The following is a 15,733-nucleotide window of genomic DNA, read 5'->3' on the forward strand; positions in this document are numbered from 1 at the left end:
TTTGTCTTTCGTCATAAGAAAGGTAAAAACAATTATGCTAATCGCCAACTAGTGCATTATTATTGCCATCAGCAAATAAACTCACAATGAAGATTAAGGATTGGGGAAATTCCTAACTCCTGTACAGACGCGATTAATCGCGTCTCTCCTAACTCAACACTTTTCTCAAGCACAAATTGACCTATCCAACCTGGTACTTGTAAGGAAGAATAATGACAGATTGGCAAAAAATTACAGGTGGTGTCACAGCACCAAGGGGGTATCAGGCGGCGGGAATTACCGCAGGGTTAAAACCTTCGGGGTTGCCGGATTTAGCTTTGATATTCTCAGAGGTGGAAGCGATCGCAGCTGGTGTCTTCACCACTAGTCAAGTTAAAGCTGCCTGTGTAGAATATTGTCGCCAACGCTTGCAAGCCAAACATAGCGCTCGTGCTATCCTTTGCAACGCTGGACAAGCAAATGCCGCTACAGGTAATCAAGGCTATCTTGATACCCTAGAGTCTGCTCTGGCAATAGCCCAAGCACTGAACATCTCGTCTGAATCTGTCTTATTAGCTTCCACTGGTGTAATTGGTCAAAGAATTAAGATGGATGCTTTGCGAAGCGGAATTCCTAAAGTAGTAGCAGCACTATCAGAAACAGGCTCAGATGCGGCAGCCGGAGCGATTATCACTACAGACTTGGTAACAAAATCCATTGCCCTAGAGACAACCGTAGGCGATCGCCCAGTCCGAATTGGCGGCATTGCCAAAGGTTCCGGCATGATCCACCCCAACATGGCAACCATGCTAGCATTTGTTACTTGTGATGCTATGGTTTCGCCAGCCCTTTGGCAACAAATGTTAGCAAGGGCGGCTGATAGAAGCTTTAATTCCATCACAGTTGATGGTGATACAAGTACTAACGACAGCTTAATCGCCTTGGCAAACGGTCAATCTCGCACCCCAGCAATTACAGAATGGGGTGCAGAAGCAGAGAGATTAGAGGCCATGTTAACAGCAGTTTGCCAACATTTAGCCAAAGCGATCGCTCGTGATGGTGAAGGTGCAACTTGTCTAATAGAAGTGGAAGTAACAGGGGCCCATGATGAACTCTCAGCCAGACAAATAGCCAAAACTATCGCTGGTTCATCCTTAGTTAAATCTGCAATCTTTGGACGAGATCCAAATTGGGGACGCATCGCCGCCGCCGCCGGACGTGCAGGTGTGCCATTTGAGCAAGAAAACCTACAAATTAAGTTAGGGAATTTCTTAATGTTAGAAAATGGACAACCCTTAACTTTTGATCGTGCAGCAGCGAGTGCTTATTTAAAAAAAGCAGCGACAGGTGCTTATCTCCAAGAGGATACGGTGTTAATTTCCGTTAATGTTGGCAATGGTTATGGTGTCGGTAAAGCTTGGGGTTGTGATTTGAGTTACGACTACGTGAGGATTAATGCCGAATACACTACTTAAACAATTCGCAATTCGTAATTCTTAATGACGCTCTCGGACTCGCTACCGCTACGGGAAAGTAATGGCGGAGCCTCTCGTAGAGAAGCGTTTCATCGAAAGCCTCATTACGATAAATTATCCAATCTTGTGGGGTGGGCAAGATGCCCACCACTAAATCATTATGTAAACAGAATAGTTATTATAAATAAAAACTTATATCTAAAAAAATAAGTAAAGATAAGAAATCATATTGCAAATACAATAGTATTCATAAATAAGAGTTTATATATTAGAAATTGTTCCCATAGTTAAGGAAGATAGATAAATTTTTCCTTATACATGCAATCTAATATTTGTTTAATAATTCGAGACTCTGAGTAAACTAATTTGGCTTCAAAGGCTGTAAACTGATTTCAACAAGGTGAATGATGCCTCTGTTTCAAACGAGAGCAGAGCCAATAAATTAACCGAGTTTTTATATAAGTAGCCAAGTCATTGATGAAATGGCTGCGTTTACATTGGCAAATATAGCTTGATTAATCATTAGACAATGCAAGAAACACAACGTTTTTCTTGACTAAATTGTCATAGCTATAAAAATAAAATTTACCTTCCAAGGAGATATTATGACAGAATTTTTTAATCAAATTTCCCGTCGCAAATTCATAATCACAGCCGGAGCATCTACGGGCGCTGTATTCCTCAAAGGCTGTTTGGGCAATCCCCCTGAAAACCTAACTGGTAGTGGCACTAAAACTGCACCGACTGCTCAACCAGCAGCAAATACTAATATTAGTCCAGAGCAAGCCCCAGAAGTTACCAAAGTCAATTTAGGATATATTCCAATTGTAGAAGCTGCACCTTTAATTATTGCCAAAGAAAAAGGCTTTTTTGCGAAGTATGGCATGACCAATGTGGAGTTAGCGAAACAAGCGTCTTGGGGTGCAGCTAGAGATAACGTCGAAATTGGTTCTGCTGGTGGTGGAATTGATGGTGGTCAATGGCAAATGCCTATGCCCCATTTAATTACTGAAGGTTTAATTACTAAAGGTAATAAAAAGATTCCCATGTATGTTTTGGCACAATTAATTACACAAGGGAATGGGATTGCGATCGCCAACAAACACCAAGGTAGTGGCATAGGCTTAAAATTAGCTAGTGCTAAGTCTCTATTCTCCAAACTCAAAGACTCACCCACACCCTTCACAGCTGCCCAAACCTTCCCCCATGTCAACCAAGATTTTTGGATTCGCTATTGGTTAGCAGCCGGTGGTATCGACCCCGATATCGATGTGAAATTGCTCACAGTTCCATCAGCGCAAACCGTCGCCAACATGAAGACAGGAACAATGGATGCTTTTAGCACTGGCGACCCTTGGCCTTTCCGCATTGTTAAAGACAAAATTGGTTTCATGGCTGCACTAACGGCAGAAATTTGGAAAAATCATCCCGAAGAATATTTAGCCATGAGGGCTGACTGGGTTGACCAAAATCCCAAAGCAACAAAAGCACTATTAAAAGGTCTAATGGAAGCTCAACAATGGTGCGACAACTTTGATAACCGCAAAGAAATGTCAGAAATTGTGGCAGGACGGGCTTACTTTAATGTACCAGTTGATATTTTAATCGACCCATACATGGGTAAATACGACATGGGTGAAGGTCGTCAAATTGATGATAGATCAATGGCAGCTTTGTATTGGAAGGATGAAAAAGGTAATGTTTCTTATCCTTATAAGAGCCATGATTTGTGGTTCATCACCGAAAGCGTGCGCTGGGGATTCTTGCCCAAAGATTATATTGTGAATAATGCTGCTAAAGCTAGAGCATTAATCGATAAAGTTAACCGCGAAGATATTTGGAAAGAAGCTGCAAAAGAAGCCGGAATTCCGGCGGCTGATATTCCCACAAGTACATCTCGTGGTGTAGAAGAATTTTTTGATGGCGTAAAATTTGACCCAGAAAACCCCGAAGCATATCTCAAGAGTCTGCAAATCAAGAAAGTTAGTATTTAGTTAACAGTCATTAGTGAGTATTTTAGGAGAACCAAATTTATGACAATTGCTCAACGAAGACCAGCAACTTCAAAGTTAAACAATGGTTTAATATCTCGATTACAAAAACAGGTTCCTGAGCTTTTACCACCATTTATTGCTCTTGTTATCTTTCTGGTTTTGTGGCAACTATTTTCTTGGACTCCTGGCGCGACATTACCAGGGCCAATTCAGGTTATACAAGATACTTGGATTTTGATTTTATATCCATTTTACGACAAAGGCGGCATTGACAAAGGACTATTTTGGCAGATTTGGGCTAGTTTGCAACGAGTAGCTATTGGTTACTCTTTGGCTGCTGTAGTTGGTATTGCTTTAGGCATTGTAATTGGGACTAATAAAACCATGTCTAAAGCTTTAGATCCTCTATTTCAGTTATTACGAACTGTACCCCCATTGGCTTGGGTTCCTATTGCTTTGGCAGCTTTAAGACAAAACGAACCCGCCGCGTTGTTTGTGATCTTTATCACCGCAATTTGGCCAATTATTATTAACACAGCTGTGGGTGTTAAAGAAATTCCCCAAGACTATAACAACGTAGCCAAAGTTCTCCAACTTTCCGAGAAAGACTATTTCTTTAACATCCTGATTCCTGCTGCTTTGCCCTACATTTTTACAGGTTTGAGAATTGCAATTGGTTTAGCTTGGTTAGCAATTATCGCCGCTGAAATTGTGATGTCAGGTATTGTCGGCATCGGTTTCTTCATCTGGGATGCTTATCAGAACAACTACGTCAGCGAGATTATTTTGGCACTAGTCTACATTGGTTTAGTGGGTTTGTTACTAGACAAATGTATGTCTTGGATTCAAAACCTGATTTTACCGACAGAACAGAAATAGTCATTAGTCATTGGTCATTGGTCATTTGTAAAAAGCTAAGGACTAATGATCGGTACTAAGGACTAATGACGAAAGACAAAGGAGAAATGACAAAGGACAAATGACAAATGAGTATATTTGTAGCTGTTGACCAAATTGACAAAGTTTTTAATCTTACTGGCGGTGGTCAATATATCGCCCTCAAAGGAATCGATCTGCAAATTAAAAAAGGAGAATTCGTTTCTTTAATTGGTCACTCCGGTTGTGGTAAATCCACTCTATTAAATATGATTGCAGGTTTGGATTTACCAACCGAGGGTCTTGTCACCTTAGAAGGACAAAGAATCACCAAACCCGGCCCAGACAGAATGGTGGTGTTCCAAAATTATTCGCTATTACCTTGGCGGACGGTAAGAGAAAATATTGCCCTCGCTGTGGACTCGGTAATGAAGGGTATACCCGCAGATGAACGCAATGCCATTATCGACAAACATATTAATATGGTGGGTTTACATCCCCACGCTGACAAACAACCGGGGATGTTATCAGGTGGACAAAAGCAACGAGTTGCGATCGCTCGCGCCCTAGCAATTCGTCCCAAATTACTCTTGCTAGATGAACCCTTTGGGGCATTAGATGCACTCACACGCGGCAATTTGCAAGAACAACTAATGCAAATCTGCGAAGAAAATCAAGTTACCGCCGTGATGGTGACACATGATGTCGATGAAGCAGTGCTGTTATCTGACAGAATCGTGATGCTAACCAACGGCCCCGAATCTAAAATTGGTGACATTTTAGAAGTGGATATTCCCAGACCCCGCAAGCGGATGGAAGTAGTAGAACATCCTAGCTACTACAGCTTGCGGAGTGAGATGATTTACTTCCTCAATCAGCAGAAACGCATCAAGAAAATTCGGGCGCTGAAAACTGCCGATGTTGCCCGTCATGGATTAGAAAAAGTTAACCTAGAAATTGGCTTTTTACCTCTGACAGCTTGCGCCCCCTTAGCAGTTGCGAAAGAAAAAGGCTTCTTTGCCAAGCATGGTTTAGATGAAGTTAACCTTGTGCGCGAGAGCAACTGGCGGGGTATAGTCGATGGCATAACTGGCGGTTATTTGGATGCGGCTCAAATGCCTTCCGGGATGCCAATGTGGTTAACTTTGGGAGGACATAATAATAAACCTCTACCCGTTGTCACCGCCCTAACCATGACTCGCAACGGTAACGCCATCACCTTGGCAAAACACTTTTATGACCAAGGCGTGCAAAACTTATCAGATTTCAAAAGATATCTGCTTCGCACCCGCGAACAACGGCACACAATGGGGGTAGTGCATCCCGCATCTATGCACAACTTGCTGCTGCGTTACTGGCTAGCGGCTGGTGGAATTGACCCCGATTGCGATGTGGATATGAAGACTATTCCCCCAGCGCAGATGGTAGCCGACTTAAAAGCCGGAAGCATTGATGGTTACTGCGTGGGCGAACCTTGGAACTACCGCGCTGCTGTAGAAGGTGTCGGCTTTACCATTGCTACCGACTTAGAAGTTTGGTTCGGACACCCCGGTAAAGTTCTCGGTGTGCGGGAAGATTGGGCAGAAACCTATCCAAATACGCACATTGCTTTAACCAAAGCTTTATTAGAAGCTTGTCAGTATTGTGCAAATCCCGATAATGCCCAAGAAATTCGCCAAATTTTAGCAGGGCGAGATTATGTTAGTACCGATTTAGAATACATTCAACTCGAAGATCCAGATAATAATGTCTGTAGCTTAGATCATCCCTTGCGAGACTATGCTCATCACCAGTTTTATTCTGAATCTGCCATTAATCGCCCCAGCCGCACCGAACAAATTTGGATTATGAGTCAATTGGCACGTTGGGGTGACACACCCTTCCCCAGAAATTGGGTAGAAGTTGTGGAACGGGTTTGTCGGGTGCGTGTTTTCAGTACCGCCGCACGGGAATTAGGTTTGGATATCAGCTATATTCGCCAACCGATCAAACTGTTCGATGGCACTCCCTTTAACGCCGACGATCCGATCGCCTATCTCAACAGCTTGAAAATTAAATGTGATTTTTCAGTTGCGGAAGTTGTTCTTGATGCACCAAGAAGAAAACTCGCATCATAAAAAACTGTTGACAGAAAGAGGGAGTGGGAGAAGTAAGACATCATACGCGAACCTTTTATCTCCGTCAACGAGCATTTGAACTGGATGAATCCACCTTTTATCTCCGTCAACGGATTTCCAAGAAATAAATTACCCCATCTTGTGGGGTGGGCATCTTGCCATTGGTGTCAACTTAAGCTCAAAGCTTTGTCCCACAGTCGGTTTACCCCCCTTAATTCCCCCTTCTTCTAAAGGGGGGAAACAGGAAATCCGGTTCCCTCCCCTTTATAAGGGGAGGGTTAGGGTGGGGTAACGCGGATCTTAATGAGTAGTGAGTGAACTCAATATTCAGTTTTTACAAGACACCAACGGCATCTTTCCCGCCCATGATTACGCCCACCTCACAATAAATAGTTGGATATTTTTTTATTTGGAAGTCCCTAACAAACCTCTAGGTTGCTGTGAGTAGTCCCCAGTCCCCAGTCCCCAGTCCCCAATACCCAATACCCAATACCCAAATACCATGCAAAACCGCAACTTGACAGCTACAAACACAATAGGAAAACCATTATCCTCTGCAACCACCACCCGCAGACCTTTCCTAGAAATTAAAGACGTTACCAAAGTCTACCCCACAAAAAAAGGCCCCTTCACCGTCCTCGACGGCGTTAACCTCAACGTTGAACAAGGCGAATTTATTTGCCTCATCGGCCACTCCGGCTGTGGCAAATCGACACTATTAAATATGGTATCCGGCTTTAACTTTCCCACCTCTGGCGAAGTGTTACTCGAAGGAGAACCAATCACCAAACCAGGCCCAGACAGGATGGTTGTCTTCCAAAACTATGCCTTGCTACCGTGGCGAACTGCTTTTGAAAACATCTATTTAGCTGTTAACGCCGTTTATCCCAACAAACCACAAGCTGAAAAAAGAGCGATCGTGCGCGATCATTTAGCAATGGTGGGATTAGCTGACGCAATGGAAAAGAAACCAATGCAGATGTCTGGCGGGATGAGACAACGGGTTTCTATCGCCCGTGCTTTGGCGATTCGTCCGAAAGTTTTAATTTTAGATGAACCATTTGGGGCGCTGGATGCCATCACCAAAGAAGAATTACAAGAAGAACTGCTGAAAATTTGGGGCGATAACCGTTGTACAGTGCTGATGATTACCCACGACATCGACGAAGCACTATTTTTAGCAGATAAATTGGTAATGATGACTAATGGGCCACACGCGAAAATTGGTGAAGTTATGGAAATTCCTTTTTCTCGTCCCCGCGATCGCGCCCGCATTATGGAAGATCCCCAATACTACCAACTACGTAATTATGCTTTAGACTTCCTATTTAATCGCTTTGCCCATGATGACGTAGGTTAAGCTAATTCGTCATTCTCCTGATTTCTCACTCTCAAAAATGGTTCCTTCTAGAAGAGTCTATTTGTTGCTGGTTTTGGGTATAGCGATCGCTCACAATTCGTTTGACATTAGTAGAGACGCGAAATTAATTTCGCGTCTCTACTTAATCACGGTTCACCAACCACAAAATTGTTGTTGGTTAGTGACAATCCAGCAGATAGTTGGGCAAGTTTTACCTGAGTAAACCCAGCTGCGCTGCCATCTTGGTCAAAATACAGTCCACCTGTAGAATTATCATAAATGAATCGTTGAGCGATCGCTGTTGCAGATGTTCCCAGAGTAAACTGATTAGCTGAGAGTGAACCTATTGACAATCCGCCACCAAAATAAGTAGCCGATACCTGAATGATTTCATTAGCTGCGTTGAAGTCATAAATAGTAGCAATACCTTCTTCACTGTAACCATTGAAAGCAAAGGTATCAGTTCCATCTCCTCCATAGAGGGTATCATTACCGTTGCCACCTGTCAGAATATCATTGCCATCTCCTCCAAAGAGGAAGTTATCGCCTGTTGAACTTGTAGCATTCAAACTATCGTTACCAGCGCCCCCGTTGAGGGTGTTATTACCAGAAGCTAAAAGAGCAGAGAGATAATCATCGCCACCGCCACCGTTGACGGTATTATAGCCTTCTGATTCTTCAACATCCAAGAAATCATTGCCATCCTCGCCAAAGAGGATGTTATCGCCTCTTGAACGGATAGCATTCAAGGTATCGTCACCTGCACCACCATTGAGGGTGTTATTGCCTAATGAGCGAGTGTCGGAGCTATTGTAGTAAAAGCCAGAGATGTCAAGAGAATCATTGCCATCACCCCCAGAAAGCAGGTTATAGCCTGGTGAACTACTAGCATTCAAGGTATCGTCACCTGCACCACCATTGAGGGTGTTATTGCCTAAAGAGTGCGAGGAATCGGCATCACCAAAGATATCAAGAGAATCATTGCCATCGCCTCCAGAGAGCAGGTTATCACCTTTTGAACTGCTAGCATTCAAGGTATCGTCACCTGCACCACCATTGAGGATGTTATTGCCTATTGAACTGCTAGCACTCAAACTGTCGTTACCAATACCACCATCAAGGATATTATCACCTGCATCACCGTTGAGGGTATCATTTCCCGCACCACCAATCAGAGTATCATTTCCTGCATCACCTCTGAGGATGTCATTACCACTCAAACCGTTGATGATGTCATCACCCCCTTGACCATTGATGACATCATTGGAGTTATCAAAACCTGTAATATTATTATCGAGGTCATTGAGGAAGGTAACAGTGTTCCTCTTGAACAGGGCAGTTTGAGTGGAATTAGCATCAAACACATCAAAACTGTCGGTGATGCTGGTTTGTCCATCAAATAAGATATTGCCAATAGCAGGTCGTGAAGAAGTTCCTGGCAGATTATCCAGGTTTTCTAATTTGAATTTTTGCAGAATGACTTTGCGACCAACAGAACCATCAAAGGTAATTTCTAAGTTGTTACCATTTTGAGTTAATTGTAGATTTTGAGCGGTGAGGGCAGTGAATTGATCGCCTATAAGTTGTAAAGTGTCTGAGGAGGCAATTACCTCTGCTGAGGGATTTGAGCCTTTACCTATGCCACCGAAATCGGTAATAACATCAACGATGCCAGTCAAGTCGTAAACAAATCTATCATTACCTGCGCCACCAGTTAGGGTATCGTTACCTCTGCCCCCGGAGAGGGTATCGTTGCCACTATTCCCTACAATTAAGTCATTATATTCTGTACCTAAGATATTTAATCGTTCGATATTCTTGTAACTAACCCGATTCGTACCTGCCGTAATTGAGCCAGTTTTAGTAGTGGCATTGTAAGTTGAAGCGATCGCCACAGCAGCATAATTATAATTGACCGACAACACATCATCACCCTCACCCCCATCGATGGTATCATTGCCACCATTGCCCGTGGAGAGGGTATCGTTGCCACTGTTACCCACAATGTTGTCGTTGTAAACTGTACCTGAGATATTTAATCGTTCGATATTCTTGTAACTAACCTGATTCGTACCCGCTTTAATTGAACCTATGTTAGTAGTAGGATTGAATGTCGTTGTAATTCCCCCAGGATCGTTGTAATTTACGGACAACACGTCATCACCCTCACCCCCATCGATGGTATCATTGCCACCATAGCCCCCGGAGAGGGTATCGTTGCCACTGTTACCCACAATGTTGTCATTGTAAACTGTACCTGAGATATTTAATCGTTCGATATTCTTGTAACTAACCTGATTCGTACCCGCTTTAATTGAACCAATGTTAGTAGTAGGATTGAATGTCGTTGTAATTCCTTCTGTAACACCGACGTAATAACTGTAATCAACGGACAACAAATCGTCACCCTTACCGCCATCTACCGTTTGATTCTTTAAATTTAGATAGAAGGAATCATTGCCATCGTCTCCAAAGAGGAAGTTATTTCCTGTTGAATCCTCAGCCCTCAAGGTATCGTCACCAGCACCACCGTTGAGAGTATTATCGCCTGAAGACAAGAATATACCATCGTAGTAAGTGGGAATACTAGAGATATCAAGATAATCATTGCCATCACCACCAGATAGCAGATTATTCCCTGATGAAGCCTCAGCCATCAAGTAATCGTCACCAGCGCCACCGTTGAGAGTGTTATTCCCTGATGAGATAAAATTAGGATCTGCTCTATAAGTAAAAACACCAGAGGTGGTGAGAGTATCATTGCCATCGCCACCAGATAGCAGATTATTGCCTTTTGGAGACTCAGCATTCAAGTAATCGTCACCAGCGCCACCGTTAAGGGTGTTATTACCTAATGAGGCAGTATAGCCATAGCCATAAGGGTTTATAAAAATGTAAGAGGCGTAGAGAGTATCGTTGCCATCGCCACCAGATAGCAGGTTATTGCCTGATGAAGCCCCAGCATTCAAGTAATCATCACCAGTGTCACCGTTAAGGATGTTGTTGCCTGTTGAATATTCAACATCCAAGATATCATTGCCCACACCACCAATCAGAGTATTATTTCCTGCACCACCCCGCAAACGGTCGTTACCACTTTTGCCGTCAATTTTGTCATCACCTCCCTGACCATTGATGACATCATCTGAGTTATCAAAGCCGTTAACATTATTGTTCAGGTCGTTAAGGAAGGTGACTGTATTTTTGTTAAAGACTGTGCTTTGGGTGGAGTTGGCATTGAAGACATCAAAGCTGTCAGTAATGGACGTTTGCCCATTAAACAGGATATTGCCTAAGTTTACTTTGGCTCCTGTAGATGTGCTGAGATTATCCAGATTTTCCAAGGCAAAGTTTTGCAGGATGACTTTACGAGTATATAAAGGAAACGGTTCAAAAGTGATTTCCAGATTGTTGCCCTTCTGAGTCAGCAGTAAATTTTCGGCATTGAAGGAATCATCGTCAGAAAATCTTAACGTGTCTACTTCGGCAATGACTGCTGCCGATGGATTGATGCCTTTACCTATACCACCAAAATCGCTGATGGTGACGACACCAGAGGAATTGCCTGGTATGTCATAAATATCGTTACCGCCTCCACCAGTCAAGGTGTCTTCGTAGCCACCGGCGTATAGGGTATCGTTACCGTTGGTTCCAATGATACTTGCCATGATTTTTACCTACCTCAATCTATTTTTTCAGTAATACCAAATTCTCCGTACTACCATTATGGAGTGCGGTGACTGGGTGAAAGCAAGGATGTTTAAAAAGTTATGAGGGGGCAAATTTTATGATGCAGAATTTGTCAGGGCTGGTTGGTTGAAGAAGGAACTGGCTCCCTATGTTCCAAGGTTTTAGAGCATCATCCAGAAACTTGTAACTGTTGTGGAGAAAGCTTAGTCGGAGTTGATCAAAATCCCTATCGGCATCAAGTAGTAGAAATTCCGCGATTTTATCTGTCTGTGTAATATCTAAAACGAAACTTTTAGATGGTTTCCCACTGTTTTTGATTAGCTCTCACCTGTGAACGGTTACTATAGGAGCGATCGCTTGAACTTAAGATAAAGCGATCGCTCCTATCCAATACTACAAATACTTCTGCAACAATAACCCTAACTTTTCCTTTGTAGCTACTGGTGCTTTATCCAACTGAGTCAAAATCGCATATTGCAATGCTGAATGCGCCTCACTCGCCGGCGGATTTTCACTCAATCGCCGCACAGTTTCTTGAATCACCTTTTGAGCGTTGGCAGCATTTCGCAGCAAATTACCAATCACCAATTCCACTGTCACACTATCGTGATCTGGATGCCAACAATCATAATCTGTCACTAGCGCTAAGGTTGCATAAGCAATTTCGGCTTCCCTCGCCAGCTTCGCCTCTGGTAAATTCGTCATCCCAATGATGGTTGCACCCCAACTACGATAAAGATTCGATTCCGCCTTGGTGGAAAAAGCTGGCCCTTCCATGCACACATAAGTACCGCCGCGATGGAGAGTAACTTCTGGTAAATTGAGAGATGCGATCGCATCTGCCAACAGAACAGCCAAATTCTTACAAATCGGATCGGCAAAGGCAATGTGAGCCACTATTCCCTCACCAAAAAACGTAGAAATCCGATTTTTCGTTCTGTCAATAAACTGATCTGGCACTACCATATCCAGTGGTTTCGCCTCTGCTTTCAAGGAACCCACAGCACTAGCTGAAATTAAATACTGCACTCCCAATTGTTTCATCGCATAGATATTAGCGCGAAACGGTAATTCAGAGGGTAACAGCGTGTGATTGCGGCCATGACGCGCTAAAAAAGCTACTCGTGTACTATCTAATGTCCCCAGAATCAAAGCATCTGATGGTGAACCAAAGGGGGTTTGGATATGTATCTCTTCTACGTCTTTGAGTGCATCCATTTTATACAGACCACTGCCACCAATAATCCCAATACTAGCTTGAGCCATGATTCTGAACCTGTTCTTTACTGATCTGCTAAGTTATTTTATCGAAAAGGGGAGTAGCAGAAAAGCCATTCACGAGTGATGAGTGCTGAATGTTAAGTAAGAAGTGGTACTTATTTTAGCAGAGATAATCACCATGCCAAAGTAGGTTGCTATTTCCACAAACTACTCAAACAAAACGCATTTATATCCAGTCTCAGATTTAACCGCCTGTTTAAACCCATCAAGTGTCGTGTTTAGCCTATTAATATCGCTTTGCCTTAAATCCTTTACGTACACACACGAACCATCTGTCCAAAGTTCGTATCCTGTTTTGCTACGTCCTAAGAATGTACGATTGCTTGATGTAGTGTTTGACGCAGATTTTGATGCAGGTTTTGAAGGTTCATATCTTGCCCACCCCATCCTATTAACAATGCCTTCCCAAGTTTTCGGAAAATAATTGTCAAGTATCATCACTGTAAAAATCGGAACAGTAAGGATAAACAAAATAGTTATCCCGGTTTTACTGAACAAATTGATTGATTTATCCATAAAGCTATAGGCAGAAAACAACACGGCAGAAATGGCGGGTCGCTCCCGCCATTTCTGCCAATTACGTTGTAGTTTGCTATACAAAGAATAACTAACAGTAAAGATACTGAAATTCGCAAAATGGGGCGGAAGTAATCAATTGCTCCTATACATATATCAAGCAGTGGAGATTGTTTGAGCCATTCTCAATAAAGCGACAACGGCAGCCGTCAGATTAGCTATTTTACTGTCAAGCATCAACCGATGTAGCTTATTAGCTTTCCCACTTAGCACTCGTGAACATAAAGCTGCGATCGCAGCTTTATGTATACAAATATTAAGTAAATCCACTCCTCAGCAGCGAGAGAAAGTTAGGGTTATACTTTTGGAAAAAGGCTTATTTTAACCACTGTTTTTAACGTTTTCATAAATCAATGGCTCTCAATTTTCGTTTTGCGGTAGTCAGTGACTTACACCTGGCACTTCCCCATACAATCTGGGATCATCCTAGTCGGTTTCATCTGGTAGAAGTTAGTATTTCGGCGTTTCAAAGTGTACTCGAACATCTAACACAACTCGATTTAGATTTCTTATTATTACCAGGAGATTTAACTCAGCATGGCGAACCAGAGAATCACGCCTGGTTACAACAATGTCTAGCCCAGCTACCTTTTCCCGTCTACGTTGTTCCCGGTAATCATGACGTTCCTGTGCTGTTGGCTGATGAGCAATCAATCGCTTTTGCGGATTTTCCTTACTATTACACCAAGTTTGGCTATGAAAATCCGCAGCAGATGTACTACATTCGTCAGTTGCTACCTGGAGTTAAGCTGATTGGACTGAATTCTAACTCCTTTAATGATCAGGGTGAGCAAGTGGGGTGTTTGGATGCCAAACAGCTACGGTGGTTAGAAGAAGTATTGGCGGCATCTGTTGATGAATTAGTTTTAGTGATGGTGCATCATAATGTGGTGGAGCATTTGCCCAATCAATCGAACCACCCATTGGCAAATCGCTATATGTTGGCGAATTCACCAGAATTATTGCAATTGCTAAGACGTTACGGAGTCAAGCTAGTATTTACAGGGCATTTGCACGTTCAGGATATTGCTTACTCAGATGGCGTATATGATATTACTACTGGCTCCTTAGTGAGCTATCCTCACCCTTATCGGGTGCTAGAGTTTCATCGGGATAACCAAGGTAAAGAATCGTTGCAAATTGTATCCCATCGGGTAGACTCAGTACCTGATTTTCCTGACTTGCAACAGTCATCACGGCAATGGATGGGCGATCGCTCTTTCCCGTTCTTAATCAAGCTACTAACTCACTCTCCATTAAACTTACCACTATCACAGGCTAGAAAATTAGCTCCTGGTTTGCGAGACTTCTGGGCAACTATTGCCGATGGCGATGCGGTATTAGACTATCCTCAGTTTCCATTAGAAGTACGTCGCTACATTGAGACTTATAATGCATCGGCACAGCCTAACCCAGGCATCGCCACTAGTGGAACTCTGACGCTGATTGATAACAACAGCACGCTTTTGCTGCGTTAAGAGTGATGAGTGTCCGTGTGAAGGTAACTTTTTTGCCTGGACTAAAAGCTTAGTGGTCTATTCTCCACTATTTGTTTTTAGATAGCGATCGCTCCTGCCATAATTATCCGATAAAAAGTCACCTTGGCAGGGCTAGACATCGCTCTTAAATCCCAAAAGATATCTTTTGGCTAAGACTCCTATGTGCCTTTTGATGGATTACATTTTGGGGCTTCAAAATCCATACTTAATATAACTAGGGGATGCCTACTCTTCAAGTCTATGTTATTTAATTATGGGCAGTGTATGCAGATGCCAAATGTTGATAAAATTAACTCTAAACTTACTGATGAATTAGCGGTTTTGCGGCAGCGGATAGCTGAGTTAGAGCAATCAGAAGTATTTTATCAGCAAAGGCAAGCAGCACTTGAAGAACAATTAACAAAAACAAAAACTAAACTAGCAATAGCTACACAAAATCCTCAGAATCAAGTAGCCGATGATGACATTGAATCCCATCTTGAACAGGAAAAACCTACAGGGTTGAATATGCCAGAAAATCTGGTGGGGACTCTACAGCAACTCCAACAAGAAATTGCAGAGCGGCAGCAACTGGAAATAATTTTTAAAGAGAGTGAAGAACGGCTAAGGTTAGCTTTAGATGTTTCTCAGATGGGCTTGTGGGATTGGAACATTATTACCAATCAAGTCACCTGGTCGGAAAATTATGAGATGCTTTTTGGTTTAACTCCAAGCAGTTTTGATGGCCCTTATGAGACGTTTCAAAAGTGTGTTTATCCTGAAGATAAGCAATCTGTAATGCAAGGGATCGGCCCAGGGCTATTTCATTCTAAATCTGTCCAGTATATGGTAAGATGAGCGCGCAAATTTTGCATAACGCATCGACTACCGTGTGTCAAATCGCAAT

At 42.8% G+C, this 15,733-nt stretch carries 10 protein-coding genes; 7 read left to right on the plus strand and 3 right to left on the minus strand.

The window, feature by feature from the left end; all coding sequences use genetic code 11:
- The first annotated feature begins 212 nt into the window (after window positions 1–212).
- The 5 genes from argJ to V7K55_RS03940 all read left to right on the plus strand — a co-directional run bounded on the left by argJ (window position 213) and on the right by V7K55_RS03940 (window position 7,801).
- Window positions 213–1,454: a bifunctional ornithine acetyltransferase/N-acetylglutamate synthase gene (gene argJ, locus V7K55_RS03920; protein ID WP_334828408.1), complete on the plus strand. Its 1,242-nt coding sequence runs from the start codon at window positions 213–215 to the stop codon at window positions 1,452–1,454.
- 605 nt (window positions 1,455–2,059) lie between these two features.
- Entirely contained in the window at window positions 2,060–3,448 is a 1,389-nt protein-coding gene (locus V7K55_RS03925; protein WP_334828410.1) for a CmpA/NrtA family ABC transporter substrate-binding protein, read from the plus strand.
- Window positions 3,449–3,487: 39 nt separating this feature from the next.
- A complete protein-coding gene (ntrB, locus tag V7K55_RS03930; RefSeq protein ID WP_334828412.1) occupies window positions 3,488–4,327 on the plus strand; it encodes a nitrate ABC transporter permease in 840 nt (279 codons plus the stop codon).
- Window positions 4,328–4,434: 107 nt separating this feature from the next.
- Window positions 4,435–6,441 carry an ABC transporter ATP-binding/substrate-binding protein gene (locus V7K55_RS03935; protein ID WP_334828414.1) on the plus strand — a complete coding sequence of 669 codons (2,007 nt, stop codon included), beginning with the start codon at window positions 4,435–4,437 and terminating at the stop codon, window positions 6,439–6,441.
- A gap of 502 nt (window positions 6,442–6,943) precedes the next feature.
- Window positions 6,944–7,801, plus strand: a complete 858-nt coding sequence (locus V7K55_RS03940) for a nitrate ABC transporter ATP-binding protein (protein WP_334828416.1) — start codon at window positions 6,944–6,946, stop codon at window positions 7,799–7,801.
- A 146-nt stretch (window positions 7,802–7,947) separates the two neighbouring features.
- On the opposite strand, the gene V7K55_RS03945 is transcribed toward V7K55_RS03940, so the two are convergent.
- From V7K55_RS03945 to V7K55_RS03955, 3 genes are all read right to left on the minus strand, one after another.
- A complete protein-coding gene (locus V7K55_RS03945) occupies window positions 7,948–11,469 on the minus strand; it encodes a beta strand repeat-containing protein (RefSeq protein WP_334828418.1) in 3,522 nt (1,173 codons plus the stop codon).
- A gap of 415 nt (window positions 11,470–11,884) precedes the next feature.
- Window positions 11,885–12,757: an S-methyl-5'-thioadenosine phosphorylase gene (locus tag V7K55_RS03950; protein ID WP_334828420.1), complete on the minus strand. Its 873-nt coding sequence runs from the start codon at window positions 12,755–12,757 to the stop codon at window positions 11,885–11,887.
- 687 nt (window positions 12,758–13,444) lie between these two features.
- A complete protein-coding gene (locus tag V7K55_RS03955; RefSeq protein WP_334828422.1) occupies window positions 13,445–13,618 on the minus strand; it encodes a hypothetical protein in 174 nt (57 codons plus the stop codon).
- An 83-nt stretch (window positions 13,619–13,701) separates the two neighbouring features.
- On the opposite strand from V7K55_RS03955, the gene V7K55_RS03960 reads away from it, so the two are divergent.
- On the plus strand, window positions 13,702–14,826 hold the full coding sequence (locus V7K55_RS03960) for a metallophosphoesterase family protein (protein ID WP_334828424.1): 1,125 nt from the start codon (window positions 13,702–13,704) through the stop codon (window positions 14,824–14,826).
- A 291-nt stretch (window positions 14,827–15,117) separates the two neighbouring features.
- Complete coding sequence (locus V7K55_RS03965) at window positions 15,118–15,684, plus strand: PAS domain-containing protein (RefSeq protein WP_334828426.1); 567 nt, start codon at window positions 15,118–15,120, stop codon at window positions 15,682–15,684.
- The last annotated feature ends 49 nt before the right edge of the window (window positions 15,685–15,733 follow it).

This window comes from Nostoc sp., from assembly GCF_036919895.1.
In the GTDB taxonomy this organism is placed as follows: Bacteria; Cyanobacteriota; Cyanobacteriia; order Cyanobacteriales; family Nostocaceae; genus Nostoc.